Here is a 26,674-nt window from a genome sequence, read left to right on the forward strand (position 1 = left end):
GTGCTACGGACCGCGGCCACCACGGCTGGTGTCACATCACTTGATGCTGATGACCGAAAGGTCGGGGTTCTCGCTGAAGTCCATCCTCATGTTGATGAACTCCTCGGTGTTCGCGAGGCGGTGCTGGGTGCGGTTCCACAGCGGGATCATCGCCATGTCGTCACCGATCGCGATCTTCTCCGCCTCCTGGTAGAGACGGATCCGCTCGGCCTCGTCCGGGTTGCTCTTCGCCTCCTTCAGCAGGTCGTCGAACTCCGGATTGCTGTAGCGGCCCTGGTTGTCACCGGTGGTCGGCTCGTTGGGGCCGGCACCGATGGCGTCCGTCGACAGCAGCGGCGTGAGGAAGTTCTCCGGCGTCGGGTAGTCCGCGCCCCACGCGGCCCGGAACAGGCCCGTGGCATCCGGCTGCTGCTCGTTGGCGAGCATGTCGACGAACGGCACCGAGGTCATGTCGATCTTCAGACCAAGGTTGGTCTCCAGCTGGTCCTTCACCGCGGCCATCCACTCGTCGTGACCGGCATCGGTGTTGAACTGCATCTTCAGCTCGGTGCCCGGGGTCAGCCCGGCCTCCTTCGCGAGCTGCTTCGCCTCGTCGAGGTCGTACCGGCACTCGGTGCAGACGCCGTCCTGGAAGGCATCCGGGAACACCGGCGGGACGAACGAGGTCGCTATCGTCTGGGAGCCCTGGAAGACGCTGTTGATGATCTCGTTGCGGTTGATGGCCAGCGAGATCGCCTTGCGGGCCTCCGGCGAGTCCAGCGGCTTCTTCGTCACCATCGGCAGCAGGTAGTTCTGGCCGTTGGTGTTGCGGGTGATCCACTGGTCCTTCGACAGGTACGTCGACCGCGCCTGGCTCAGCACCGGCGTCGGCATCCGGGCCCAGTCGAAGGTGCCGTTCTGGTAGCCGGCGTACTCGTCGTCGGCGCCGTTCGCGGTGATCGTGATCTCGACGTTCTCCAGGTACGCCGGGTCACCGGCGCCGTAGTCGGCGAAGCGCTTGAGCTTGATGCCCCGGTCGTGCTGCCACTTGCCGTCCATCATGAACGGTCCGTTGCCGATCGGTGCGTCGACGAAGGCCTTGTTGCTCTGCGGGCTGCCGGCGACCTTCGGTATGGGGCTGAAGACCGAGTGGTACGTCCGCATGAAGAACTCGCAGTTCGCCTCGGTCAGCTTGACCTTGAGCACTGCCGGGTCGGACGCGTCCACACCGGAGAGCTGGCGCGCGGTGCCCGCCTGCATCTCCTCGAAGCCCTGGATGCCGCCGAGGTGGTAGGCGACCTCGGAGGCGGAGCCCTTGGCGGCGACGCGCTCCCAGCCGGTCTTGAACGACTGTGAGGTGACCTCTTCACCGTTGTGGAACTTCGTGCCCGTCTTCAGATTGAAGGTCCACTCGCTGCAGTCTTCATTGCTTTCCCACTTGTCCGCCACGCCTGGCAGGATCTCACCGTCGGGATCCGCCTGCACCAGGCCGGTGAACAGGTACTGGGCGACCAGGATGCCCTCGGACTCCTGGGCGTTGTAGGGGTCGATCGCGGTCGGCTCGACGATGCCGAGGCGGAAGGTGCCGCCGACCTTGCCTTCCTTGATCTCCGGGACCTGGGTCTCCTCCCAGCCGGCTGACGGCTGCTGCTCGGCACCCTCGTTCCCTGTTCCCGTGTTCTCCTTCTGGGAGCAGGCCGTGAGCACGAGCGTCGCGGCCGCTAGGCCGGCAGCGCCCCGTAGCCACGCTGCTTTGTTCCTCATCAAGTCGATTCCTCCATGAGCGAGCACGCACTTGACGGGCGTGCGCCCTGTGTTGTCGTGACATATCGTGCACGGAGCGGAGATATGCCGCGACGCGGGGGCGGGTCGGGGAAAGCTCCGTCCGTTTCGCGGCTTCGTTACTAGTGCACGTCGTCGTGGACCTCGTGTCTGATCAGCACCCACTGGTGATCTTGTGACGCGTAGACAGCTATCTGCCGACGCACCGTTGCAGGACGGTAGGAACTCCGACATCTGCCGTCACGCTCTAATGCTCGATCGTGACCAAAGGGTGACACGCCGGTGGCGGCACGCGACGCAATGGTTACCGCACGGTACTAAATGGCAGGTGGGAACATACTTTCGGCGGTGGCGCCGATGACTCGCTGATGCCCGACGGGCACAATTCCGTTGACTGTCCACACCGCACTCGCACGACTCGCGCATGATCGCGGACCGGTCCGCCGAAGCGGCAATCCAAGATCATGAGGCGGAGCGCCGCCAGGTCGCGGCGTCGGCGAACGGACCAGCGAGCGGTGGGCCGATGGACACACCCGACACCTCCGGGCGGACGGCGAGCGTATCCGCCTCCTGGAACAACGGCATGGACACGGCGGCGGCCCAGAGGGCCGGCTCGACCGCCGCGACGGCGTCGGTCACCGAGAGTGCACCCGTGAGGGCCGCGTCCATGGTCACCTGGAGGCCGGCGTCGCAGAAGCCGAGCGGGTTGGCCGCGACCGGCTGGTCGTCGGCCAAACCGGACACGCAGCCGAAGTTCGTGGCGAGAGTCGTCGCGTCGTCGCCGCCGGCGGGCTGGCCGATGACGGCGATGTCGAAGGACTCGCCGGTCTGCGCGTCATCCTGCTCGGCGTCGCCGGCGTAGAGCTGGGCGTAGAGATCGTTCGCCGGCGGGGTGATGACCTCGTTGGCGATGCCCGCGGCGGTCAGCTGCTGGGCGACGTCGTTCGCGATCCGCTGCGCTGTCTGCCGCTCCTCGGGCGCGGCGATGACGAGGTTCAGCGGCTCGCCCGCGCGGCTCCACCCCGCGGCCGTCCTGGTGTAGCCGGCCTGGTCGAGCAGCTGGCTCGCGACCCTGCCGTCAGGCCGGAGGGCCGTCACCGCGCCGCGCGCGGTCGGGATGGTCGGCTGGTAGCGCGGCACGCTGGGCGCGAGCACCTGCGCGTCCGCCTTCAGCGCGGCCGCCGGTCCGCCGCCGGTGCCGGCGATGATCAGCTCGTTCCGGTCGAGCAGGGCGATGATCGACTTGCGGACGGCGACGTCGGCGAGCTGGGGCCGGTCGGGGCGCAGGGCCAGGGTGGTGACGGTCGGCCGTGCCACGGTCTCGGCGGTGACGACCGGGCGCAGGTTGGCCAGCAGGTCGGCGCCGATCGAGTCGATCCGGGCGAGGGCCAGCTGGTCGTGGCCGGCCTCCAGCGCCTCGACGAGGCCGGTCTGGTCGCCGCGGCGCAGGATGATGCGGTCCAGCGTGGCGGGCTGACCCCAGTAGCGGTCGTTGCGCTCGAGCACGACCTCGCCGCGGTCGGTGTCCAGCGAGTCCACCGCGTAGGGGCCGGCGGTGGCGGGGAAGTTGCCCTGCAGCGCGCCCGACCAGCCGCCCGGGGCGTCCTTGAGCAGATGCGCGGGCAGCAGTCCGGAGAACAGCGTGCGCCATCCGGGGTAGGGCTTGCTGAACACGACCTCCACGACCTTGCCGGCGTCGCGGGCGTTGATGTCGGAGATGAGCCGGTAGCCCGCGGCGTCGATGGTTCCGGGGTTGCCGGTGATCTGCTGCCACAGGTAGACGAAGTCCTCGGCGGCCACGGGCGCGGCGTCGGACCAGGAGGTGTCGGAGCGGATCCGGTAGGTGACGGTGTAGGGGTCGGCACTGGTGACGCTCGCGGACGTCATCACCGTGCGGTCGAGCTGCGGGACGCCGTCCGGGCCGGGCCGGAAAGCCGAGGGCAGCAGGACGTTCGCGAGCGCGGTGGTGATCGCGGACTGGTCGGCGATGTCGTGCGGGTTGTAGCCGCCGGCGATGTTGCTGACGCCGACCACGACCTCGCCGGTGTCGACCCGGTCGGGAACGGGGCTGGTCACCGGGGTGTCGACGTACCGGGGCGCCGGGGTGCAGGCGGCCAGCGCCACGACGGTCACCGCCCCCGTCAGCGCCCTGCCCCACGAGGTTTGCCGAGCCACGCCGGTCCACCTCCCCTCGAGCAACCGGTGCCTGGTGACCCTGCCAGACGCTCCTGACACTCGGTCGGCCGGCCGGGTTCCTCCGATCTCGTGACGTATCCCTACTGTCCGTGGTTCCCTCAGGCGTCCCGGGACTTGGCGCGTGCGCGCTCGCGGGCCCGCCGCACGCTGTCCAGGATCACCTTGCGGATGCGCACCACGCTCGGTGCCACCTCGACGCACTCGTCGGCGGCGCAGAACTCCAGCGCCTCCTCGAGTACGAGCCTGCGCGGCCGGGCGAGCCGCTCGAGCTCCTCGCCGGTGGAGGAGCGGATGTTGGTCAGCTTCTTCTCCCGGGTGACGTTGACGTCGAGGTCCTCGGCCCGCGGGTTCTCGCCGACGACCATCCCCTGGTAGACCTCCGCACCCGGCTCGACGAAGAACGTGCCGCGGTCGGCGAGCTGGAGCATCGCGTAGCTGGTGACCGAGCCGGACCGGTCGGCCACGAGCGAGCCGGAGTGGCGGCCGCGGATCTGGCCGGCCCACGGGAAGTAGCCGGAGAAGATGGCGTTGGCGATGCCGGTGCCGCGGGTCTCGGTGAGGAAGTCGGTGCGGAAGCCGATGAGCCCGCGGGACGGCACGACGTACTCGATCTTTACTCGGCCGGTGCCGTGCCCGCCCATGTGCTCGAGCCGGCCCTTGCGCGCGGCGAGGAGCTGGGTGATCGAGCCGAGGTACTCCTCGGGCGCGTCGACGGTGAGCCGCTCGAACGGCTCGCAGAGGGTGCCGTCGACGGTGCGGGTGACGACCTCGGGCCGGCCGACGGTGAGCTCGAAGCCCTCGCGGCGCATGGTCTCCACGAGGATGGCCAGCGCCAGCTCGCCGCGGCCCTGGACCTCCCAGGTGTCGGGGCGCTCGGTGGGCAGGACCCGGACGGAGACGTTGCCGACCAGCTCGCTGTCGAGCCGGTTGCGCAGCAGGCGCGCGGTGAGCTTGGTGCCGCCGCCCCGGCCGGCCAGCGGGGAGGTGTTGACGCCGATGGTGACGGAGATTGCGGGCTCGTCGACACTGATGCGCGGCAGCGGGCGGGGGTCGTCGGGGTCGGCGAGTGTGTCGCCGATGGTGATGTCGGGGATGCCGGCGATGGCCACGATGTCGCCGGCCTCGGCGCGGGTGGCGGGGACGCGTTCGAGGGCCTGGGTGAGCAGGAGCTCGGTGATCTTGACGCTGGTGACGCTGCCGTCCGCGCGACACCAGCCGACGATCCCGCCCTTGCGGATGGTGCCGGCGTGGACTCGGCAGAGCGCGATGCGGCCGAGGAAGCTGGACGCGTCGAGGTTGGTGACGAGGGCGCGCAGCGGGGCCTCGGGGTCGCCGGCGGGCGGCGGGACGTGGTCGAGGAGGGTCTCGAAGAGGGGGTCGAGGTCGTCGCTGTCCGGCTGCTCGCCGTCGGCGGGCGCCTTGAGGCTGGCGCGGCCGGCGCGGGCCGAGGCGTAGATGACGGGCAGGTCGAGGATGCTCGCGTCGATCTCGTCCAGCTCGGTGGCGAGGTCGAGCAGCAGGTCGTGGGTCTCGGCGACGACCTCCTCGATGCGCGCGTCGGCCCGGTCGACCTTGTTGACGACGAGGACGACCGGCAGCCCGGCGGCGAGCGTCTTGCGCAGGACGAAGCGGGTTTGCGGCAGCGGCCCCTCGCTGGCGTCGACGAGGAGCAGGACGCCGTCGACCATCGACAGGCCGCGTTCCACCTCGCCGCCGAAGTCCGCGTGGCCCGGGGTGTCGATCACGTTGATGGTGACCGGGCCGTCCGGCGTCTCGCGGCGCACGGCGGTGTTCTTGGCGAGGATCGTGATGCCCTTCTCGCGCTCGAGCTCGCCGGAGTCCATCACGCGGTCCACCGGTTCGGCGCGGGCGGAGAAGGCCCCCGACTGGCGGAGCATCGCGTCGACCAGCGTGGTCTTCCCGTGGTCGACGTGCGCGACGATCGCGACGTTGCGGAGGTCGGTCCTGGCGATCGCAGGCGCCGCGATATCGGTGGCAGGCACGCGCGTGTGCTCCTGGTTCATGGTGTGGCGTCGTTGGGCTGCGCGCGGACGGGTGGGCGCGGCGCCACTACAGGATAGCCGCCAGGCCTGGCGCGCAGGTTGAAGATTAGCCTAACCTAAACTGTCCTCGAGTCCGATGGAGTGAGTGTGGGCAACAAGCACGGCGCCAAGTCCCCGGCGGACACCGTGCGCAAGCTGATGAAGGCCGGCAAGGTCAAGAAGAAGTGCTGCCGGTCCTCCTCGCGGTGCAAGCGCTGCCCGGTCCGCGCCCTGAAGAAGGCGAAGGCCGACTTCAAGAAGGCCGCCTGACCGCGCCCGTCCACAGCCAGGATCGACACCGCCTGGAATCGTCCGTACGCCCCCGTAGTCTGGAAATCGGGGGCTCCCCGGCACGTTGTCCACAGCCTCACCCCGCACCGCCCGAAAACGTCGGTCCCTCTCGTTACGCTGGTTCCGGGGGGCCGGAGGCCGCCGCGTGGCGCGTTGTCCACAGGTCCGCCCGCCGCGGCCGGAATCGTCGGTGGCCATCGCTAGGCTGGATCTCGGGGGGCCGGAGGCCACGCGCGTCATTGATCCGCCGTCCGGGAAACGCCCATGCCGCACCGAATCGGGGCCCGATGAACTGTCCTCATAGGAGTGTCCGCCCACGGAGTCGGCTCGAGACGCACGATGGGTTCTCGTGGCGAGGATCAGCCGGTAGCATTGTGTCTCATGCGTTCCCTCGACACCAGGTGGTGGGCCGCCGACCGGCGGCTGTGACGCATGCATTGATATCCACAGGCCGCCCGTCCCGGGCGGCCTTCGTCATGCAGGCCCTCCGGTCACGCGGGCGACACCGCGAAGGAGTGCCACCATGATCCGCTTCTCCGGAATCACGCCCTCAGGCCACGCGACCCTGGGCAACCACCTCGGCGCCATCCGCCGCTGGGCGCGGGAGGGCGGCCCCGGGGACCTGTACTTCGTCAGCGATCTGCACGGCATGACCAGCGCGTACCACCCACAACGCCTGCGTGTCCGCGCCCGGGAGCTGCTCGCGACGCTCGTGGCCGCAGGGATCGAGGCAGATCAGGTGTTCGTGCAGTCCGACCTGTTACCGCAGCTGGGCACGCTGACCTGGATCCTCGAGTGCACGTGCTCGTTCGGTGAGGCGGCGCGCATGACGCAGTTCAAGGAGAAGAGCGCCCGGCGTGAGCTCGAGGCCACGCCGGTGCGGGTCGGCCTGTTCACCTACCCGGTGCTCATGGCCGCCGACATCCTGCTGCAGGGTGCCGACGAGGTCCCCGTCGGCGACGACCAGGCTCAGCACGTCGAGCTGGCGCGGACCCTGGCGAGACGGTTCAACGGCACCTTCGGCGAGGCGTTCGTCGTGCCGGCGGCCGTGACGCCACCGGCCGCCGCACGGGTGCGGGACCTCGCCAACCCGGCGCGCAAGATGGACAAGTCGGCGCGCGACGCGGTCGGCGTGCTGTACGTCATGGACGAGCCGGACCTGTTGCGGCGCAAGATCAAACGTGCCGTGACCGACGGGCTCGGCCGGCTGGAGTTCCGCCCCGACGAGCAGCCGGGGCTCGCGAACCTGCTGGAGATCCTGGCCGCGTGCACGGGGAAGCCGGCGCGTGACGTCCCCGCCGAGTACAGCTCGTACGCCGAGCTCAAGGAGGCGGTCGCCGAGGCGGTGATCGAGGAGCTGCGGCCGGTACGCGAGCGCACCAAGGAGCTCCTCGACGACGGCGTGGAGCTGGACCGGATCCGCGCTCGCGGCGCGGAGCTCGCCGCCGAGCGCAGCGCACACCGGCTGGCCACCGCGCGGCGGCTAGCCGGTGTCGGCTAACAACCGGCGCAGCGCCGCGAGCAGCACCCGGTCAGCCGGCAGCCAGTCGACGCCGCCGAGCCGGCCGGCGGTCAGCCAGCGCAGCGCCTGGTGATCGTACGGGTGCGGTACCGCGCCGGGCTCGGCCAGCTCGGCGCGGTACACGCGCAGCAGAATGTCCTTGCCCAGGGCCACGTCCGGGCCGACCGGATCGCCGACCCGGACGTCCACGCCGAGCTCCTCGGCGCACTCCCGGCGCACGGCGTCCACATCGGACTCGGTCGGCTCGACCCGGCCACCCGGCAGCTCCCAGCGGCCGGCCGCGGTGGCCGGGTACGCCCGCTGCTGGGCGAGCACCGCGCGCTCGCGCACGATCGCGGCGCCTACCACGACCGCCGCGCCGGCGAGCGTGCCGGCCCGGCTACGGATGCCGTCCACAGTGGACGTGAGCAACGTGAGGAGCGGCCGGCGTAACGCCATGCCGAGCAGTGCCGTGCGGGACGCGGCCGTGGCGGTCACGAGGGTCCCCGCGGCGGTCGGCGCGAGCCGCACGAGCAGTTCGACGCGGAGCGGTCCGGCGACCGGCACGAGCCGCAGGCCGCACACGGTGAGGTCCGCGACCCGGAACCGGCTGCCGGTGAGGACCAGCTCGTCGCCGGGCGCGAGCACGCCGTCGCCACCGAACAGGGCCCGTTCGGTCAGCGCCGCCGACACGACGCGCGGTGGCGTGTCGACGAGAGTCGTGGTGCGCAGCAGCTTCATGTCTGTAGTTCTCGCCAGCGCACCTGGAAGCGTGCGCCGCCCTCGGGGGACTCGCCGACCTCGACCGTGCCGCCGCGACGGCGGACGACCTCCGCCACCAGGGCCAGGCCGAGGCCCGCGCCGCCCGACGTGCGTGCGCGGTCGTCCTGTACGCGGTAGAAGCGGTCGAACACCCGCGCGCGGTGCTCCTCGGCGACGCCGTGCCCGTCGTCGTCCACGACCAACCAGACCGACTTCACGCGCGCCAGCACCGTCACGGTGACCTTGGCTCGCGCGTGCCGGGTGGCGTTGCGCAGGAGGTTGTCCAGCACCAGGTCGACCTCCGCCGGCGCGGCCGAGACCCAGCACGGACCGCTCGGCGCGCTCATCGACACCACCGGTCCGCCGTCGGCCAGCCGGTCCATCGCCGCGCGGGCGGCGGTGACCACGTCGACCGGCTCGGCCTCGGGCAGCTCGCCCGCGTCCGACCGCGCCAGCGTCAGCAACCCTTCGACCAAAGAGGACAGTCGCTCGGACTCGTGCACCACCTCCGCCAGCACCTCGTGCGCCAGGTCCGGGTCCGGGTTCGCCACCGCCACCTCGGCCTGGATCCGGATCGACGCCACCGGCGAGCGCAGCTCGTGCGCCGCGTCCCCGGTGAACCGGCGCAGCCGCTCGCTCGCCTCGTCGCGGCGGGCCAGCAGACCGTTGAGCGCGGCCGCCAGGGACCGCAGCTCGTCGTGCGCGCTCGGCAGCGGCAGCCGGCGCCCGGCCGGCAGCCGCGTGGCGGCACTGCGCAGCCGCTCCACCGGGCGCAGCGACGAGCGCACCGCGAACCAGGTCGCGAGGCCGACGGCCGCCGCGCCGAGCAGCGCCGCGCCCACCAGCCAGTCGAGCGCGCGGGCCTGCGCGGCGAAGTACCCGGTCAGCGTCGTGCCGACGACCACGAGGCGCTGCGCGCCGTCCGGCGCGGTGGCCACCGTGCCCAGCCAGCGCAGCGGGGGATCGTCCTGAAGCCGCAGCACGGGAGTGCCGGCCTTCAGCGTGCGGACGTCCTCCGGGCCCAGCGGCGCGGCCGCGACGCCGTCGACCGGTGCGCCCGCGGTGTCCAGCACCCGAACCCGCACCCCGACGGGCGAGTCGGCCGGCGGCGCTCCGTCCCGGACCCGGTTCACCGCGGCGTCCAGGATGGTCTGCAGCTGCGCGTCGGCCGAGCTCACCAGCAGCGGCCCGATCAGCCGGCTGGTCTGCACGGCGAGCAGCAGCAGTACCACCAGGGTGACCACGGTCGCGACGCTGGTGATCCGGAACCGCAGCGTCCGCCGCAGCCACAACCGCCCGACGATCCGCCCCAGGGCACCGCTCAACGGCCGCGCCCGAGTTCCAGTACCGCGTCCAGCTCGCCGCTCGACGCCATGTATCCGTGTCCTCGCACGGTACGCACGATCCCACCCGCGCCCGCGGCGTCCAACTTGCGGCGTAGGTAGCCCACGTAGACCTCCACCGCGTTGCGCGTGGCCGCGAGCTCGTCGCCCCAGACCGTGCGTAAGAGCTGGTCCTTGGTGACGACCGTGCCCGCCCGGCCCACGAGCACCTCGAGCACCGCGAACTCGCGTGGCGACAGGGGCACCGGCGCGCCGCCGAACCGCACCTCCCGGATCGCCCGGTCCACGACCAGCTCGCCGATCCGCAGCCGCCGGTCGGACCCGTCCCCGGCGCCCCGGCGCAGCACCGCGCGCACCTGCGCGACCAGCACGACGAAGGAGAACGGCTTCACCAGGTAGCCGTCGGCACCCAGGTCGAGGCCGTCGGCCTGGTCGATCTCGCCGTCCTTGGCCGACACCAGCAACACCGGTGTGGTCACGCCTTCCGCGCGTAACTGCTGCAGCACCCGGTAGCCGGACAGGCCCGGCAACATGATGTCGAGCAGGATCACGTCGAAGGCCCCGGTTCGCGCGATGTCCAGCGCACCGGGCCCGTCCGCGGCGACGACGACCTCCATGCCCTCGGCGGCGAGGCCGCGTTGCAGCGCTCGCCGCACCCCGAGTTCGTCGTCCACCACCAGCACACGCGGTTTCATGGTGCCCAGCATGCCCCGCGCCACCGACAAAACGCGGATGCTCTCAGTCAACTCTCAGCTCGCGCGGTCACTCTCAGCGTCATCTCAGTCGCACTGGTGCAACCTCTATGTCACAGGAACGAAATCCGGGAGCTGACATGAGGGGTGCGCGATGAATTCCAAGAAGACCGCGCTGTCGTTCGCGGCGGTGGGTACCGCCGCGGGCGTGGCCGGCCTGGTGTTGCTGGCTTCGCCGGCGGGTGCGGGGGAGGCCCCGCCGGCGTTACCGCCGATCAGTGCCGACCAGCTGGTCGAGTCGGTGCTGAGCACCGACGTGCCGGCCCTGGGCGGTTCGGTCGAGATGGAGAACAACCTCGGACTGCCCATCCCGGGCATGCCGGGATCCATGGGCGGCGGCGACCAGATCCGGGTCTACACCGACGGCGAGGGCCGCGGCCGGATCTCGGTTCCGTCCCGGGGCAGCGAGACCACGGTCATCGACGACGGGACGACCGTGTGGGTGTGGGACTCCGCGGACCGCACCGTCGTCAAGGTGCCGCACGGGGCCGACCACGAGATGAAGACGCCGATCGAGGGCAAGCTCGCCGATCCCGCGACCGCCGCCCGTGACCTGGTGAACGCCATGCAGGCGGACAGCACGGTCGACGTGGACGGCACGGCCCGAGTCGCCGACCGGCCCGTGTACCAGCTGGTGCTGGCGCCCAAGCCGACCGAGCGCACGCTGCTGCGGGAGATCCGCGTGTCGGTCGACTCCGAGACCCGGGTGCCCCTGCAGCTGGAGGTGCTCGCCAACGGCCAGGCCGACCCGGCGCTGAAGGTCGGCTTCACCGAGTTCAGCGACGGCCCGCAGGACGCGAGCCTGTTCAAGTTCACCCCGCCCGAAGGCGCCACGGTGACCGAGCAGAAGCCGGGCGAGCGGGTCGAGGGCAAGTCGCCGGACGAGCTGCTGTCCCAGCTGGACCTGGACACGGTCGGCCGGGGCTGGGACACCGTGCTCACCGGCACGCTGCCGGAGGAGGCGCTGAGCATGCCGGGCGGCGAGGGTGAGCGTGGCGTGATGGACATGCTCGGCAGCTTCGGCAAGGAGGTGCAAGGCGACTTCGGCACCGGCTGGGTCATCAGCTCGAAGGTCGGTACCGCGCTGATCACCGAGGACGGCCGGGTGGCCATCGGAGCGGTGCCGGAGCAGGTGCTCACCCAGGCGCTCGGCAAGTGACTACCGTGACCGGCATGGTGATCGGGGAGGAGGAGGCTCCCGCGGCCCCGGCCGCGGGAGCTCCCGCCCGTCTGGCCGCCCGGACCCGCAACCTGCGCAAGGTCTACGGCCGGACGGTGGCGGTCGACCACGTCGATCTCGACGTGCCGGTCGGGTCGGTGCTGGGCATGCTCGGGCCCAACGGGTCCGGCAAGACCACGACGATCCGGATGATGCTCGGCCTGGTCACGCCGACCGAGGGGTCGGTCGAGCTGCTCGGTCACGTGCTGCCGGAGAGCCTGGGCTACGCGCTGCCGGAAGTGGGCGCGCTGGTCGAGGGGCCGGGCTTCCACCCGTTCCTGTCGGGGCGGGAGAACCTGATGCGGTGCGCGGCCGCGGAACCGCACCTCGCCACCGCGGCCATCCCGCGTGCGGTCGGTGAGGCGCTGGAGCGCGTCGGCCTGTCCGCGGCGGCCGGGCGGCGCTACCGCGGCTACTCGATGGGCATGAAGCAGCGCCTGGGGCTCGCCGCGGCGTTGCTGCTGCCCCGCAAGCTGGTGGTGCTGGACGAGCCGACCAACGGCCTCGACCCGGCGGGTACCCGCGAGGTGCGCGCGGTGATCGCCGACCTGCACGCGGCCGGCACCACCGTGCTGGTGTCGTCGCATCTGCTGGCCGAGGTGGAGGCCACGTGCACGCACGTCGCCGTCCTGCACGAAGGTTCGGTGGTGGCGCAGGGCGAGCTGGCCGAGCTGCTCGAGGCGGGCAACTCCGGTCTGCTGGTGTCCACTCCGGACACCGAAGTCGCGGTCAACGCCCTTCGTGACAACCGGATGCCGGCCCGGGCCACCCCCGACGGCGTCCGGGTCGACCTGACGGCGACGACCGCGCCGGAGGTGGTGGCCACGCTGGTCCGGGCCGGTGTGGCGGTACACGAGGTCAGCCGCCAGCGCACCGGCCTGGAGGATCTGTTCGCCCGCCTGACGGAGGCCGAGTCCCCCGAGGCAGGGCTGTCCCATGTGGCCACTCAGGAGCTGGCTCCCGACAAGGCCACGTCATGACCACGGCCGTTGCCGCCATGCGGGTCACCACCAGGACCAAGGCGCCCATCATGCGGTTGCTGCGGGCGGAGCTGCGGTTCATGTTGCGGCGCCCGCGCACGATGATCGCGCTGGGGATGGCGGCGGTCGTGCCGATCATCGCGGGGATCGGGGTCTCGCTGGCGACGACGGCACCCACGAACGCGCCGAACCAGAGCATCGGGGGGATCGCGGCCATCGTGGCCGACAACGGGTTGATCCTGTCCGTCCTCGTGCTGCTGCTGTCGATGAACATGCTCCTCCCGCTGGTCGGCACGATGTGGTCCGCCGACGCGATCTCCGGAGAGGCGGCGGCCGGCGGGCTGCGCAACCTGCTGCTCGCCCCGATCGGGCGTCCCCGGCTGCTCGCGGTGAAGGCGTTCGGCATCGCCGTCCTGTGCCTGGTGACGGTCACGATCATGGCGGTGGTCGGGGCCATCGCGGGGATAGTGATCCTCGGCGGCGACAGCATGCTCACGATGTCCGGCTCCACGTTGCCGTTCGGACAGTCGGTCGGGCGCCTCGCCCTGCTCACCGTGCTGGTGACAGTCCAGGTGTGGGCGGTGGCGGCGGTCGCTCTCGCGATCTCGGCCGCCACCGACCATCCGCTCGTCGTGCTGTCGGTGACGCTCGGTGGGGTGATCGTCTTCCACGTGCTCGGGGCGATCTCGTCGCTGGACTGGCTGCATCCCGTGCTGATCACCACCGGTTGGCCCGAACTCGTCGACGTGGCCCGGGACCCGATGCCCACCGACGCGATCACCGACGGCGTGCTGCGGGCGGCTTGCTACCTGGTGATCGGCTACTCCCTGGCACTCGCCCGCATGGTCACCCGCGACGGCTGACGAGTGCCACGCCGTCGGGATCCAGGGCGAGGGTGACCGTGTCGTCCGTGTCCAGGACCCCGGCCACGGCGTCCACCTCGCGACCATCCGCCAGGCGGACCCGCAGGCGGACGTGGTCGCGCCGGTGGACGCGCTGCATCACCTCGCCCTTCACACCGGTCTTCGCTGGCCGCAGGGCCGTGGGGCGCAGGCCGAGCAGCGCCTCGCCGGGCGGCGCCCACGGGAGGGCCACCTCGCCGAGCTCGCAGCTGGCTACTCCATTGTGGACTGTCGCGGGAACCAGCACGCCGCAGCCCAGGAACCGGGCGGTCTCCTCGTCGGCCGGCTCCCGCCACACCTCCGCGGGCGGGCCGGTCTGGACGATCCGGCCGGCGCGCATCACCGCCACCCGGTCGGCCAGGGTGAACGCCTCGTCGTGGTCGTGGGTGACCACCAGGGCCGTGGTGCCCGTGAGCACCCGCGCCAGGTCGATGGCCAGCTGCTCGCGCAGCGCACGGTCCAGCGCGGACAGCGGCTCGTCCAACAGCAACAGCCGGGGCCGGGGCGCCAGGGCGCGCGCCAGCGCCACCCGTTGCTGCTCACCGCCGGAGAGCTCGGTCGACCTGCGCGCCTCGTAGCCGGCCAGCCCCACCAGGTCGAGCAGCTCCGCCACCCGTGCCCGCTGGGCCGACCTGTCCACCCGGCGCATGCGCAGCCCGAACGCCACATTGCCCGCCACGTTCCGGTGTGGGAACAGCTGGCCGTCCTGGAACACCAGGCCGAACTCGCGGCGGTGCACCGGCACCCCGGCCAGGTCCGCGCCGTTCCAGCACACCCGCCCGGCGACGGACGGCTCCAGGCCCGCGACGGCCCGCAGCAACGTCGACTTGCCGCACCCGGACGGCCCGAGCAACGCGACCACGGAACCGTCCGCCACCGCCAGGTCCACCTCGGACACCGCGGCGAGGTCGCCGTAGCGGACGGTCAGCTCGTGCACCGTCAGGCTCACGACGCCCCCTCGCGGGCTCGGTGCGTCCGCCGCTCCTCGTCGGTGGTCACCAGGTCGGCGCGGAGGAGTCCATAGTGGACCAGATCCCGCCGCGCACCGCCACGCAGCTGGGCGCCGCGCAGCAGGCCCTCGCGCCGGAAACCGGCCTTCTCCAACGCTTTCTGCTCGGCGACGTTCGCGACATCGGTGCCGGCCTCGATCCGGTCAACCTCGGTGACGGCGAACAGATGCTCCACCAGCAACCGCTGCGCGAGCGCGCCAACCCCGCGTCCCCGCGCCGCGGGCACGAGACCGATCCCGATGTTCCATGCCTGGCAGCCGAGCGTGCCACCGTAGTCGACCGCGTGCCAGCTGACGCCGCCGAGCAACTCGCCGCCGCCCGCGTCGAGGACGCTGAGCAGAAAGCTGTGCGACGGCCCGGCGACAGCGGGCCGGTCATCGCGATCGACCTCGAAGCCGCCGTTGGCCTCGGCGAAGAACCGCTCCCGCTCGCCCTGTGCTTGATGGTTCGCTGCGCAAGCTCCGCTCGCTGTTGAGTGGTTCGCTGCGCAAGCTCCGCTCATCAGAACTCCCCGACCGGCGCGCGGCCCGGCACCCGCACCGACTCGACGACCGCCACCGCGGCGACCGTCACCAGGATCAGCGACGTGCACGCCGCGTACGCCATCTGGTTGTTCAGCTCGCCCGGCCGGGACAGCAGCCGCACGATCGCGACCGGCAGTGTCGCCGTGTCCGGGCGCGCCAGGAAGCTCGTCGCGCCGAACTCGCCCAGCGCCACCACGTAGCCGAAGGCGAACGCGGTCAGCAGCGACCGGCCCGCGAGCGGCACGTCGACCTCCCGCCACACCCGCCACGGCGACGCGCCCAGCGACGCCGCCGCCTGCCGCAGGCGCGAGTCGATCGAGCGCAGCACCGGCAACAGCAGCCGGATCACCAGCGGTGTCACCACCAGCGCCTGCGCCAGCGGCACCAGCGCGGCCGACGTCCGCAGGTCGCCCGGCAACGCGTCCAGCGTCACCAGGTAACCGAAGCCGACCGTCACCGCGGACACGCCCAGCGGCAGCATCAACGCGGTGTCCATCGCCTCCACGACGCCGTGCCGTACCCGGCTCCGGGACAGCGACACCAGCACCGCGCTCGCCATCGTGCCGAGGGTGACCGCGAGCAGGGTCGCGTCGGTCGCGGCGCGCACCGAGTTCAGCGCGGCGTCCACTCCGGACAGCTGTAGCGACCCCGCGTACCCGGTGCCGGTCAACGCCCGGTAGCCCGCCAGCCCACCGGACAGGGAGCGGGCCACCAGCACGACGATCGGCAGCAGCAGCAACGCGAGCACCACGAGCGCGCACCCGACGACGGCCCATTCCGTGCCGGCCGGCTGGCGGGCCACCGCCGCCGGGGCGCGCAGGCGCAGCGCGGTCTCCCGGCGGCGCCGGGCGATCGCCCCGACGGTCAGCGCGGCCACCACGGCCAGCAGCTGCAGCAGCGAGAGCGCCGCCGCGCCGGACAGGTCCAGCAGCTCCACCGTCCGCAGGTAGATCTCCGTCTCCAGCGTCCGCAACCGTGCCCCGCCCAGGATCAGCACCACCCCGAAACTGGTGGCGCAGAACAGGAAGACGACCGCCGCGGCCGAACCGATCGCCGGTGCCAGCGCGGGCAGGGTGACCGACGTGAACGCCCGCAACGGCGACGCGCCCAGCGACCGCGCCGCGTCGGACACGCGCCGGTCAAGATGCGACCAGAGCCCGGCGACCGTCCGCGCGACCACCGCGACGTTGAAGAAGCTGTTCGCCAGCACGATCGCGGCCACCTCGCCGTCCGGCAGCAGCGTGCGGAACGCCAGGCCCACCACGACCGTCGGCAGCACGAACGGCACCAGGATCACGACGCGCACGAAACCCAGGCCCGGCAACGAGGTCCGGGCCAGCAGGAACGCCACCGGCAGCCCGGCGACCAGCGCCACCGCGGTCGACGCGGCCGCCTGCCCGACGGTGAACGCGACCAGCTGCCACGTGTCGGCCCGCGCCAGGACCGAGAGCACACCGCCCTCGCCCAGGCCGAGCCGAAGGATCGCCGCCACCGGCCACACGAAGAACACCGCGAGGAAACCCAGCGGTACCAGTGCGACCAGCGCGGGAGCCAGCCCCGGGCGGGATCGTGCCGCCCGTCGACCCGCTTCGGGCGCCAGTGCGGTGGCCGGAAACGCTCGCCGAGCCTCTCGACGGCCCAGCTTCGGCCCGGCGGCGTTGCCGATCCGGCCGAGTACACCCAGTACGCGGCCGAGTCGGCGCCTTGCCAGCGGAAACCTGGATCCGCCGGTGGGCCCGCCAGTGTTCCCGGCCACCGCACTAGCCCTGGACGAGCGTGCGCCACTCGTCGATCCACCGCTCCCGGTTCTGCTGGATCTCGGCCGGCGGCAGGGTCGCGGCCGCCTCCGGCTGCGGGGCCGCCCGCTGCCACGCCTCCGGCAGCTGGACGCCCTCGCGCGCGGGGTAGACGTACATCTGCTCGGGCACCGCGGCCTGGAACTTCTCGGAGAGCAGGAAGTCCAGCACCTTCTTCGCCGAGTCGGCGTCCTTCGCGCCCGCCAGCACGCCGGCGTACTCGACCTGGCGGAAGCAGGTGTCGAGCAGCGCCTTCGTCCGCGGCTTGCCGTCGTCGCCGATCTCCGCGGACGGCGAGGACGCGTAGGACACCACGATCGGGCGCGGGCCCTGCCCGGACGAGCCGGAGAACTCCTGGGTGTAGGCCTCCTCCCAGCCGCTGACCACCTTCATGCCGACGCCCTTGAGTGCCACCCAGTACTCCCGCCAGCCGTCGCCGAGCTCGGCGATCGTGCCCAGCAGGAAGGCCAGGCCCGGCGAGGACGTGGCCGGGTCGGAGACCACGAGCATGTCGCGGTACTCGCTCCTGGTCAGGTCGGCGTAGGTTTTCGGCTCCGGCAGGCCCTTCGCGGCGAACGCCGCCGGGTCGATGTTGACGCACACGTCGCCGACGTCGACCGCGGTCAGCCGGCCGGAGTCGTCGATCTGGTAACGCTGCGGGCCCTTCTCCGCGTCGGGGGCGCGGTACGCGGCGAACACGTCCTCGTCGAGCGCGCGGGACGCGAACGTGTTGTCCACGCCGTACGCGAGGTCGCCGATGGGCTCGTCCTTCGTGAGCACCAGCTGGTTGGTCAGCGCGCCCGCGTCACCGACCTTCCGCACGTCGATCGTGATGCCCGAGTCCTTCGCGAACTCGTCGAGCAGCTCCTGCGGGGCCGCGAACGAGTCGTGCGTGACTAGTACGACGCTCGTGCCGTTCTCCGCACCGGAGTCGGAACCGGAGTCGTCGCCGAGCGTGCAACCGGTCGCCGTCAGCGCGACCGCCACCAGGGCGACGGGGATCTTTCGCATGTCGAGCCTCCTCCCTGCGCCGGCATGACCCGGATCAGGTTCGACGGTCGAGGGCTTCGCGCCCTCCTCTCAGCCCGGCGGCACCGGACTCCCGTGGGACGGGTCCAGCCTACCGGTGCGTCCCCGGCCGCCAGGCGTCACCATGTACACATGCCCGAGCTGCTCAGTGACGAAGACAAGGGAAAGGCCCTCGGCCGCCTCAACGGCTGGCGCATGGACGACGGGGCGTTCACGCGCACGGTCGAGCTGGCGAGCTTTCCACAGGCGATCCAGGTGGTGAACCGGGTGGCCGAGATCGCCGAGAACGACAACCACCACCCGGACATCGACATCCGCTGGCGGACGCTCACGTTCCGCTGCTCGACCCACTCCGCGGGCGGCGTCACGGCGTCGGACGTCAGCCTCGCGGAGGAGATCGACGGCGTCATCGAGGCGATCGGTACGCCGCCGGAATAGGAGTCAGCTCCGGAACGGGCCGGTCACCTCGAACGTCATGCCGGGACTGATCACCTCGCCGCCGGTGCCGCGCTGGGAGGAGAAGTACAGCCGCGTGCCGTCCGGGCTGAACGCCGGGCCGGTGATCTCCGACTCGTCGTGGCCCTCCACCCGCACGAACGGCGCCACCACGCCGTCCGGCGTGATGACGCAGATCTCCATGTTGTCGCCGTCCTCGGCGACGAACAGGTCGCCACTCGACGCACCCGTCACGTTGTCCACTCCGGACAGCGGGGTGTCGTCGTCGTAGGTCAGGCTGATCGTGCTCGCGGCGGCGTCGTAGGCCCACACCCGGTTGTCGCCCTTGGTCGTGAACCAGCAGGTGCCGTTCGCGTAGAAGCAGCCCTCCCCGCCGTCGAACGGCTTCGAGCCCTCGACCTGGTGGCGGGTGTCCTCGTCGTCGGCCGACGGGTCGGGCACCTGCGCCCAGGTGACCGCGCCGCTCGTCTGGTCCGCCGGGCCCACCATGATCTCCAGCGTGCCGGCGGAGAGGGCCGGCCACGTCGCCGGGGTGAACCGGTAGAAGCCGCCGTCCCCGACGTCCTCGGTCAGGTAGATCACCTGCCGGTCGGGGTCGACCGCACACGCCTCGTGCTTGAACCGGCCCATGGCCGGCCGCACGATCGCGTCGTTGACGCCGAACGGGTCGGTCTCGTAGACCTCGCCCTTGTCGACCTCCTCGCAGGACAGCCACGTGTTCCACGGGGTCTTGCCGCCGGCGCAGTTCACGTCGGTGCCGTCGAGAATGCGGTACGCGTCCACAATGGACCCATCGGGGCCGAACCGGACCGCGCCGGCGCCGCCGATGAACGGCACCTCGCTGTTGGACACGTAGATCCAGCCGTCCCCGTCGGCGAAGCACGCGCCGCCGTCCGGTGCCATGTGCCAGCGGTAGCTGGTGTCGGCCACCGTCTCGAGGCTGCGTGCGATGACCCGTCCGGTGAAGCCATGCGGAAGCGCCAGGCCGTTCCCGTCGGCCGGGAGCAGCGGTCCGTAGGGCCCGTCACCAGGAGCGGCGTTCGCCGAGAAGGCGTTGGACCAGGACGCTCCGCCGAAGGCCGCCGCCGCGGCGCCGGCCACCGAGACCTTGAGAAAGCTCCGTCGCTCCATGAGATTGCAACGTAACGTGATCAACTGTGTTCGAGAAGCCACCACCGATGTAGGCCGAACGGAGTACCGCCAGGAAGGACGCCATGCTGGCGTTCAACGTCTGGAAGGCGTCCTTCCTGGCGCGTCAGTCGTCCGTCAGCGGCACGGTCGTCACCGGCGTCAGCCGGGGTGGGCCGTCGGCGGTGGCCTCCGCACGCTCCACCACCACCTCCGCGCTGCGGCCCGTGGTGCGCAGGGTCGCTATCGCGTTGCCGTAGTACGGGCCGGACACCTTGGTCCACTCGACCGGCATGGGGTCGATGTGCGGCGAGCGGTGCGCCAGCCAGCGCCAGATCGCGGCCACCGGGCGCCACCACGCGATCGTGAACAGCGGCCGCATCAGCGCCGGGACCTGGTTGTGCACCGGCGAGCAGGTCAGCTGGAACACCGCGGCCCGCACCCGCTCCGGGAACGTGGCGCGCGCGGCGTAGACGTGGTGCACGTCGCCGGAGAGCACGCACACGGTGGCCACGTCGCCCTTCGCGATGCGCAGGATCAGCCTGGCCAGCCGGTCCGACGACGCGCGGAACGACGGCCAGTGCTCGAGGTCGGCGGTCTGCCGCAGCGTCTCGGCCAGCCAGCCGCGCCAGCCCGGGCGGCGGCAGGCGACCTCGTTCATCGACTGGATGTGGCTGATCGCGTGCGGCATGAGCCACGGCAGCGACGAGCCGATCAGCAGGTGGTCGTAGTCGCCGTCGGCGTGCTCCTCGATCCAGTCGAACTCGCCGTCGCTGACCATCGACCGGGCGCCCCCGGACAGGATGCGGCCGGACCGCGTGTCGATCACGAGCAGCCGCACGTTGCCGAAGTCGCGCCGGTAGCTCCACCGGGTTCCCTTGCGCCCGTTGGTCTCCTGGCGCGCGCGGTCGGCGAACTCGTGCAGGATGTTCGCGGCGTCGCCGTCCCGGCCGAGCTCGATGACCTTGCCGTAGATCTCCTCGGCCTCGAGGTCGGCGGGGCTGAGGTTGCCGATGTGCTGGTAGATCCAGTAGCTGGCGAGCGCGCCGCGTTCCCTGGTCCGCCACCAGCTCGTCTTCTCCTTCTCGTCCCGCCAGGTCTGCGAGGTGTTCCAGTCGTCGCGCACGTCGTGGTCGTCGAAGATCATCGACGTGGGCACCGTCGACATCAGCCAGCGGACCAGCGGCGAGCTCCAGGACTCGTGGTAGAGCCGGGTGTACTCCTCGAAGTCGGTCACCTCGGTACCGGGCGGCTGGTCGAGGCTGCGCCGGCGGCTCATCCACTCCTGGGTCGCCTTGGTGGTCTCGTCGGCGTAGACCTGGTCGCCGACGAGGAACAGCGAGTCCGGCCAGTCGCGCTCGTCCTCGGCGTGCATCCGGGAGGCGTACGCGGCGAGTGCGTCCGGGCCGATGCGGCGCCGTTCGGCCGGGTCGTCGGATTCGGGCATCCGGCACGAGCCGAACATCATGAGGAACCTGGGGTCGCCGCCGTCCGGGAACGTGCGGATCTGGCTGGGCGGCATGTCGCTGTCCGGCAGCGGCCACTCCTTCTCCCCGTCCAGCCGGACCTCGTAGGGCGTGCAGGTGGCGGGCTCCAGGCCGGTGACCACGACGAGCGCGTAGTGGTGCCCGGCCACCTGGAACGTCTGCGCCGAGCGGCCCGCGACCTCGACCGTGCACGGACGGTCGGTCTCGACCCACACGGTCGCCGAGGTGGTGTCCACGTGCCGCAGCAGCGGACCGAGCAAGAGGTTGGGCATCGCACCTCCTCGTGTCCCGGTAATCCAAACACCCGGGCCGGCCGCGCAGCGCGGCGCGGTCCGGTCGGACCAACATGTTGCCCCGTTCGGCAGTGGGTGGCGTCCGGGTGTGTGCCAGGACCTAGACCTTTCGGATCTAGCGGCCCGGCGCGGCGTGTGCCACGTTCGGCGGTGGCTCGTTCACGGATTCGGGGAGAGGCCACACATGAAGCGGTCGACGGTGCCCGCATTGGTCGGTATGTTCGTCGTCGCGCTCGGCGTGGTGCCCGCGGCCACGGCCGCGTCACCACCGGCGCCGGCGAACCCGAGGGCGGCCACGGAGTGCGACCCGATCGACCCGGACGTGTGCCTGCTGCCGTTCCCGAACGACTACTACACCGTGCCCGACGAGTCCATGCCGACCGGCCGCCGGGTCGACTTCGCGCCGGAGATGATGCCGCACAACGCCTCCGGCGTGCCGATCGACCCGACCGAGTGGAACCGCAACGACGGCTTCTCGCCCGGCTCGATGGTGATCGCGCGGGTGCCCGGGATCGACCTCGTCAAGACCGGCGCCGCGCCGATCACCGACATCGGCGCCTCGTTGCGCGAGGACGCGCCCGTCGTGCTGCTCGACGCGACGACCGGCAAGCGCCACCCGTACTGGGTCGAGCAGGACCAGCGCGCCACCGACCCGCTACGCCAGGCCGTGATCATCCGGCCGGCCCGCAACCTGATCGAGGGCCACCGCTACGTCGTGGGCCTGCGCAACCTGATCGACGTCTTCGACCGGCCGATCCCCGCCGGCCCGGTGTTCGAGCAGATGCTGCATCCGCAGCCGCCGGAGGACCCGGCCCTGGTCAACCGCTGGCTGTCGCTTCGCCCGGCGCTCACCGACCTGTTCCGTGCCGGCGTGGAGCTCGCCGACCTGCACCTCGCGTGGGACTTCACCGTCGCCAGCACGGAGAACCTGACCGGCCGCGCGCTCGACATGCGCGACGAGTCGTTCGCCGTGCTCGGCGACGCGTCCCCGAAGATCACGATCACGAGCGTCGAGAACCCGACGCCGGACGTCGACCCCGCGTTCGCCCGCAAGGTCGTCGGCACGGTGGAGGTGCCCAAGTACCTGGACCGCGCGGACGGCGGGCCCGGCTCGCGGATGACCTACGGCCAGGACGGCCTGCCCGAGCCGAACGGGACCTACCAGGCGACGTTCCAGTGCAACGTCCCGCGCAGCACGGCGACCTCCGGACCCGCGCGGCCGCTGCTGTGGGGCCACGGCCTGTTCGGTGACCACACCGCGGTGAACGGCCTCGGCGCGGTCGCGAACGAGGCCAACGCGCTGCCCTGCGGCGCGAGCTGGATCGGCATGTCCAGCGAGGACGTCGACCACGTGGTGGACGTCCTCGACGACCTGTCCGACTTCCCCACGTTGCCGGACCGCATGCAGCAGGCGTACCTGAACATGATGTTCCTCGGCCGTGCCATGATCCACCCGGACGGCCTCGCCGCGTTGCCCGAGTTCGACGGGCTGCTCAACCGGGACGTGGACCTGACCTACGCGGGCGGGAGCCTCGGCGGCATCCAGGGCACCGCACTGACCGCGCTGGCGCAGGACTTCACGCGGTCCGCGCTGATCGTGCCGGCGATCAACTTCTCCACGCTGCTCAACCGGGCCTCGCCGTTCCAGGCGCTGCAGCCGATCATGGACGAGTTCTACCCGGACCGGCTCGAGCAGCAGATCGGCTTCGCGCTCATGCAGATGGTGTGGGACCGCGGCGAGGGCAACGGCTACGCCAACCACATCACCCGCGACCCGCTGCCCGGCACGCCGGTCAAGCAGGTCCTGCTGCACCAGGCGTTCGGCGACCACCAGGTGGCCAACGTCGCGACCGAGGTCGAGGCGCGCACGCTCGGCCTGCACGTGGTGCGGCCGACGCTGGCGCCCGGCCGCGACCCGGCCGTCGAGCCACAGTGGGACCTGCCGGCGGTGCCGAACTTCCCGTTCGAGGGCTCGGCTCTGGTGGTCTGGGACAGCGGCACTCCCGCGCCGCCGCAGGGCAACCTGCCGCCGACCGAGGGTCAGGACCCGCACGGCGACACCGGCAACACGCCGGCCGCGCGGCAGCAGGCCGCCCACTTCCTGGCCACGGGTGAGGTGATCGACGTCTGCGGTGGTGCGCCGTGCGTCGCGATCCCCATAGGCTGACCGCCGGCCTACACCAATAGGGTGTCGCTCACCCGAGTCCGCAGTGCGGAAGGAGCGGCGCCCGCGATGACCGAGGTTCTCGAGCTCCGGCAGTACACCCTGCACCCGGGCAAGCGAGACGTGCTCATCGACCTGTTCGACCGCCAGCTCGTGGAGCCGCAGGAGGCGGCCGGCATGCGGATCCACGGGCAGTTCCGGGACATCGACGACGAGGACCGGTTCGTGTGGTTGCGGGGTTTCCCAGACCTGGCGACCCGGGCCGAGGCGCTCGCCGCGTTCTACGACGGCCCCGTCTGGCGCGCGCACCGCGAGGCGGCGAACGCCACGATGATCGACTCGGACGACGTCCTGCTGCTGCGTCCGGCGGCCGAGGACACCGGCTTCGACCTGCCCGCGACCCGGCCGGACGCCGAGCCGTCCGCGCTGGTTACCGTGACGCTCTACCACCTGCCGCCGCGGGCCGGTGACGAGTTCGCGGAGCTGTTCGTCCGCGAGGTGCGCCCGCTGCTGGCCGATCTGGGCGCGCCGCCGCTCGCGTGTCTGCGCACGGAGCCGAGCGAGAACGACTACCCCGCGTTGCCCGTGCGGACCGGGGAGAACGTGTTCGCGTGGGTGGCCGCGTACGCCGACCACGACGCGCACCTCGAGCACATCCGCAAGCTCGGCCGCTCCACCCGCTGGACCCACGACCTGTTGCCGCTGCTCACCAAGCACCTCGCACGCGGGCCGGAGCAGCTCCACCTCGCCCCCACCGCCCGGTCGCGCCTGCGCTGATCGTGTGCCGCCGGTGCGGGACCGGCTGTGACGCGCCCCGGTGACGCCGCGCGGCGACCCGTAACACAGGGCCAGCTTTTCGCGACCTTCCAAGCGGTGACGGCGCAACGGAGGTGGCCCATGGAGCCGCAAATGATCTGGGACGTTCCCGTGGTAGATGGCCTGGACCGGCAGCGCAGCCTGGTGGTCACCGTCTCGGATGGGCGCGTCGCCGTGCTGCCGCCACCCGGAGAGGGCTTCTACCTTCCCCCGCAGTCGATCTGGCAGCTGCACGAGGCGATCCGCTCCGCGGCGCTCGTCGCCGCCGGCATGAACCCGGCGGAACCGGTCCGCGCCGCGCGCTGACCTCCCGCCCGCGTGCCTCCACAGTGGACGCTGTGAGGCGTTTCAGCCCTGCTCTCCGAGCGCGGCGGCGACGGCGACCGCGGCGTCGACGTGGTCGTCGAGGGAGGTGAACTCGGGCCAGCCGGGGCGGACGAGGTACAGGACCCGGTCCGCGACGTCCAGCGAGTCGGTGTCGGGTGGCACCGCGGCCAGCGGCTCGTGGACCGGTTCCGGCGCGCCCTCCAGGCGGGAGCCGCGGCGAACGCGGCGCAGCCGGCCGCGGTTCAGGTGCAGGTCGGCCACGTCCTCCGGCAGGCGCACGAGGTAGCCGGTGTGGCGGGCGGGTGCTCCTTCGGAGCTCGCTTCCTGGAAGCAGGTGACGCCGACCTCGAAGCCCGAGCGACGGCCGACCGCGAGCACCACGCCGTGGAACCACGGGGTCGCGGGCAGCTCCCACCCGTCCACGGGCAGCGCCTCGGGATCGGTCTCGCAGTGACCCTCGTTGCGGTGCGCCCAGTCCGACAGGGTCACGGCCGCCACCTGGACCCAGTCGGTCTCCTGCCGCCGGTCGATGCGGGTCGCGACGGCCAGGCCGGTCGCCCCGGAAACGATCATCACCAGCACGACGATCACGAGCGGGACGCCGAGCACCGACAGCACGAAGGCCGGAACAGCCGCGCAGAGGAACGAGATCAGGTTCACCATTGACGTCTCCCACCGACCGACGCCGAGTCGCGCCGACGCCGACCGTTGATACCAGATCCCGGCCGCCCGCGACCCCCGTTCCTCACACGTTGAAGCGGAAATCCACCACGTCGCCGTCCGCCATCACGTAGTCCTTGCCCTCCATGCGGACCTTGCCCGCCGCCTTCGCCGCGGCCATCGAGCCCGCCGCCACCAGGTCGTCGAAGGAGACCACCTCGGCCTTGATGAAGCCGCGCTCGAAGTCCGTGTGGATGACGCCCGCCGCCCGCGGGGCCGTCCATCCTTTGTGGATGGTCCAGGCCCGCGCCTCCTTGGGGCCCGCGGTCAGGAACGTCTGCAGGCCCAGCGTGTGGAACCCGGCGCGTGCCAGCGAGTGCAGGCCGGGCTCGTCCTGGCCGACCGACGCCAGCAGTTCGCGCACCGACTCCTCGTCGTCCAGCTCGAGCAGCTCCGCCTCGACCTTCGCGTCCAGGAACACCGAGTCCGCGGGCGCCACGAGCTCGGCGAGCTCGGCCTGGCGCGCGTCGTCGGCCAGCACCGCCTCGTCGGCGTTGAACACGTACAGGAACGGCTTCGTGGTCAGCAGGCTGAGCTCCCGCAGCAGCGATTCGTCTACTTCGGACTGTGCGGCGAACAGCGTGCGTCCGGAGTCGAGGATCACGGCGGCCTGGTTTGCGTTCTCCAGCGCCCGGCGCGCCTCCTTGCGCGTGCGGGCCTCCTTCTCCAGTCGCGGCAACGCCTTCTCCAGCGTCTGCAGGTCCGCGAGGATCAGCTCGGTGTTGACCGTCTCGATGTCCCCCGAGGGGTCGACCTTGCCCTCCACATGCATCACGTTGGGGTCGTCGAACACGCGGATGACCTGGCAGATCGCGTCCGCCTCGCGGATGTTGGCGAGGAACTTGTTCCCCCGGCCCTGACCCTCGGAGGCTCCGCGGACGAGGCCGGCGATGTCCACAAACGACACTGTGGCCGGAACCACACGCGCGCTGGAGAACATTGTGGACAGCACGGCGAGCCGCGGCTCGGGCAGCGGGACGACCCCGACGTTGGGCTCGATGGTCGCGAACGGGTAGTTCGCGGCGAGCACGTCGTTCCTGGTCAGGGCGTTGAACAAGGTGGACTTGCCGACGTTGGGCAAGCCGACGATCCCAAGGGTCAAACTCACTGTGGGGAGTCTACGTGGCCCCCGCCGATGGCCTGGAAGGACGCCTTCCTGACGCCCAACGTCAGGA

General features: G+C 71.5%; 23 protein-coding genes and 1 riboswitch. Of the genes, 9 read left to right on the plus strand and 14 right to left on the minus strand.

What is annotated here, in order from left to right; all coding sequences use genetic code 11:
• Positions 1 to 36: 36 nt before the first annotated feature.
• The 3 genes from ACRDTB_RS25655 to typA form a co-directional block, all read right to left on the minus strand.
• The gene (locus ACRDTB_RS25655; RefSeq protein ID WP_431434327.1) at positions 37 to 1,743 is read right to left on the minus strand and encodes a peptide ABC transporter substrate-binding protein; all 1,707 of its coding nucleotides are present in this window, start codon (positions 1,741 to 1,743) and stop codon (positions 37 to 39) included.
• A 480-nt stretch (positions 1,744 to 2,223) separates the two neighbouring features.
• Complete coding sequence (locus tag ACRDTB_RS25660) at positions 2,224 to 3,936, minus strand: ABC transporter family substrate-binding protein (protein WP_431434329.1); 1,713 nt, start codon at positions 3,934 to 3,936, stop codon at positions 2,224 to 2,226.
• 119 nt (positions 3,937 to 4,055) lie between these two features.
• Entirely contained in the window at positions 4,056 to 5,960 is a 1,905-nt protein-coding gene (typA, locus tag ACRDTB_RS25665; protein ID WP_431434331.1) for a translational GTPase TypA, read from the minus strand.
• Between the two features lie 147 nt (positions 5,961 to 6,107).
• On the opposite strand from typA, the gene ACRDTB_RS25670 reads away from it, so the two are divergent.
• Entirely contained in the window at positions 6,108 to 6,269 is a 162-nt protein-coding gene (locus ACRDTB_RS25670) for a hypothetical protein (RefSeq protein ID WP_431434362.1), read from the plus strand.
• Between the two features lie 544 nt (positions 6,270 to 6,813).
• The gene (gene trpS / locus ACRDTB_RS25675; RefSeq protein ID WP_431434333.1) at positions 6,814 to 7,791 is read left to right on the plus strand and encodes a tryptophan--tRNA ligase; all 978 of its coding nucleotides are present in this window, start codon (positions 6,814 to 6,816) and stop codon (positions 7,789 to 7,791) included.
• Here the strand turns inward: trpS and ACRDTB_RS25680 are convergent.
• Genes ACRDTB_RS25680 through ACRDTB_RS25690 form a run of 3 tightly spaced genes read right to left on the minus strand, consistent with a single transcriptional unit; the run spans position 7,774 to position 10,591 of the window.
• Entirely contained in the window at positions 7,774 to 8,532 is a 759-nt protein-coding gene (locus tag ACRDTB_RS25680; RefSeq protein WP_431434335.1) for a (deoxy)nucleoside triphosphate pyrophosphohydrolase, read from the minus strand. The two genes, trpS and ACRDTB_RS25680, sit on opposite strands and share 18 nt — an antisense overlap.
• Positions 8,529 to 9,878, minus strand: coding sequence for a sensor histidine kinase (locus ACRDTB_RS25685; protein WP_431434336.1), 1,350 nt, complete (start codon positions 9,876 to 9,878; stop codon positions 8,529 to 8,531). Before ACRDTB_RS25685 ends, ACRDTB_RS25680 begins: the two co-directional genes overlap by 4 nt.
• A complete protein-coding gene (locus tag ACRDTB_RS25690) occupies positions 9,875 to 10,591 on the minus strand; it encodes a response regulator transcription factor (protein ID WP_431434339.1) in 717 nt (238 codons plus the stop codon). The genes ACRDTB_RS25685 and ACRDTB_RS25690 overlap by 4 nt, the downstream gene beginning before the upstream one ends.
• A gap of 151 nt (positions 10,592 to 10,742) precedes the next feature.
• Here ACRDTB_RS25690 and ACRDTB_RS25695 point away from each other — a divergent pair, with 151 nt between their 5' ends.
• The 3 genes from ACRDTB_RS25695 to ACRDTB_RS25705 are packed head-to-tail and all read left to right on the plus strand — an operon-like array spanning position 10,743 to position 13,710.
• Positions 10,743 to 11,807, plus strand: a complete 1,065-nt coding sequence (locus tag ACRDTB_RS25695; RefSeq protein WP_431434340.1) for a LolA family protein — start codon at positions 10,743 to 10,745, stop codon at positions 11,805 to 11,807.
• Positions 11,808 to 11,821: 14 nt separating this feature from the next.
• Positions 11,822 to 12,847: an ABC transporter ATP-binding protein gene (locus tag ACRDTB_RS25700; protein ID WP_431434342.1), complete on the plus strand. Its 1,026-nt coding sequence runs from the start codon at positions 11,822 to 11,824 to the stop codon at positions 12,845 to 12,847.
• A complete protein-coding gene (locus tag ACRDTB_RS25705) occupies positions 12,844 to 13,710 on the plus strand; it encodes an ABC transporter permease subunit (protein WP_431434343.1) in 867 nt (288 codons plus the stop codon). The genes ACRDTB_RS25700 and ACRDTB_RS25705 overlap by 4 nt, the downstream gene beginning before the upstream one ends.
• Here the strand turns inward: ACRDTB_RS25705 and ACRDTB_RS25710 are convergent.
• From ACRDTB_RS25710 to ACRDTB_RS25725, 4 genes are all read right to left on the minus strand, one after another.
• Entirely contained in the window at positions 13,694 to 14,698 is a 1,005-nt protein-coding gene (locus ACRDTB_RS25710; RefSeq protein ID WP_431434344.1) for an ABC transporter ATP-binding protein, read from the minus strand. The genes ACRDTB_RS25705 and ACRDTB_RS25710 overlap by 17 nt on opposite strands.
• Positions 14,695 to 15,261, minus strand: coding sequence for a GNAT family N-acetyltransferase (locus tag ACRDTB_RS25715; RefSeq protein WP_431434347.1), 567 nt, complete (start codon positions 15,259 to 15,261; stop codon positions 14,695 to 14,697). Before ACRDTB_RS25715 ends, ACRDTB_RS25710 begins: the two co-directional genes overlap by 4 nt.
• Complete coding sequence (locus ACRDTB_RS25720) at positions 15,261 to 16,817, minus strand: ABC transporter permease (protein ID WP_431434361.1); 1,557 nt, start codon at positions 16,815 to 16,817, stop codon at positions 15,261 to 15,263. The genes ACRDTB_RS25715 and ACRDTB_RS25720 overlap by 1 nt, the downstream gene beginning before the upstream one ends.
• 226 nt (positions 16,818 to 17,043) lie before the next feature.
• A complete protein-coding gene (locus ACRDTB_RS25725) occupies positions 17,044 to 18,090 on the minus strand; it encodes a thiamine ABC transporter substrate-binding protein (protein WP_431434349.1) in 1,047 nt (348 codons plus the stop codon).
• Positions 18,084 to 18,195: riboswitch (TPP riboswitch) on the minus strand. (Overlaps the previous gene by 7 nt.)
• A 45-nt stretch (positions 18,196 to 18,240) precedes the next feature.
• Between ACRDTB_RS25725 and ACRDTB_RS25730 the strand changes: the two genes are divergently transcribed.
• Entirely contained in the window at positions 18,241 to 18,546 is a 306-nt protein-coding gene (locus tag ACRDTB_RS25730) for a 4a-hydroxytetrahydrobiopterin dehydratase (RefSeq protein ID WP_431434350.1), read from the plus strand.
• Positions 18,547 to 18,549: 3 nt separating this feature from the next.
• Here ACRDTB_RS25730 and ACRDTB_RS25735 read toward each other — a convergent pair whose 3' ends face one another.
• Both ACRDTB_RS25735 and ACRDTB_RS25740 read right to left on the minus strand, forming a co-directional pair.
• A complete protein-coding gene (locus tag ACRDTB_RS25735; protein WP_431434351.1) occupies positions 18,550 to 19,695 on the minus strand; it encodes an alkaline phosphatase PhoX in 1,146 nt (381 codons plus the stop codon).
• 124 nt (positions 19,696 to 19,819) lie between these two features.
• Positions 19,820 to 21,451, minus strand: a complete 1,632-nt coding sequence (locus ACRDTB_RS25740; RefSeq protein ID WP_431434352.1) for an alkaline phosphatase D family protein — start codon at positions 21,449 to 21,451, stop codon at positions 19,820 to 19,822.
• Positions 21,452 to 21,656: 205 nt separating this feature from the next.
• Between ACRDTB_RS25740 and ACRDTB_RS25745 the strand changes: the two genes are divergently transcribed.
• The 3 genes from ACRDTB_RS25745 to ACRDTB_RS25755 all read left to right on the plus strand — a co-directional run bounded on the left by ACRDTB_RS25745 (position 21,657) and on the right by ACRDTB_RS25755 (position 24,758).
• Positions 21,657 to 23,639, plus strand: coding sequence for a hypothetical protein (locus tag ACRDTB_RS25745; RefSeq protein WP_431434353.1), 1,983 nt, complete (start codon positions 21,657 to 21,659; stop codon positions 23,637 to 23,639).
• A gap of 66 nt (positions 23,640 to 23,705) precedes the next feature.
• A complete protein-coding gene (locus ACRDTB_RS25750; RefSeq protein WP_431434354.1) occupies positions 23,706 to 24,413 on the plus strand; it encodes an NIPSNAP family protein in 708 nt (235 codons plus the stop codon).
• Positions 24,414 to 24,545: 132 nt separating this feature from the next.
• Positions 24,546 to 24,758: a hypothetical protein gene (locus ACRDTB_RS25755; RefSeq protein ID WP_431434356.1), complete on the plus strand. Its 213-nt coding sequence runs from the start codon at positions 24,546 to 24,548 to the stop codon at positions 24,756 to 24,758.
• A 42-nt stretch (positions 24,759 to 24,800) separates the two neighbouring features.
• Here the strand turns inward: ACRDTB_RS25755 and ACRDTB_RS25760 are convergent, their stop codons facing one another.
• Together ACRDTB_RS25760 and ychF are read right to left on the minus strand one after the other, a co-directional pair.
• Positions 24,801 to 25,442 (minus strand): hypothetical protein, encoded by a 642-nt coding sequence (locus ACRDTB_RS25760; protein ID WP_431434358.1) that lies wholly within the window; start codon positions 25,440 to 25,442, stop codon positions 24,801 to 24,803.
• 82 nt (positions 25,443 to 25,524) lie between these two features.
• Positions 25,525 to 26,607: a redox-regulated ATPase YchF gene (gene ychF / locus ACRDTB_RS25765; protein ID WP_431434360.1), complete on the minus strand. Its 1,083-nt coding sequence runs from the start codon at positions 26,605 to 26,607 to the stop codon at positions 25,525 to 25,527.
• Positions 26,608 to 26,674: the final 67 nt, after the last annotated feature.

It is taken from the genome of Actinophytocola sp. (genome assembly GCF_050699935.1).
Classification (GTDB): domain Bacteria; phylum Actinomycetota; class Actinomycetes; order Mycobacteriales; family Pseudonocardiaceae; genus Actinophytocola.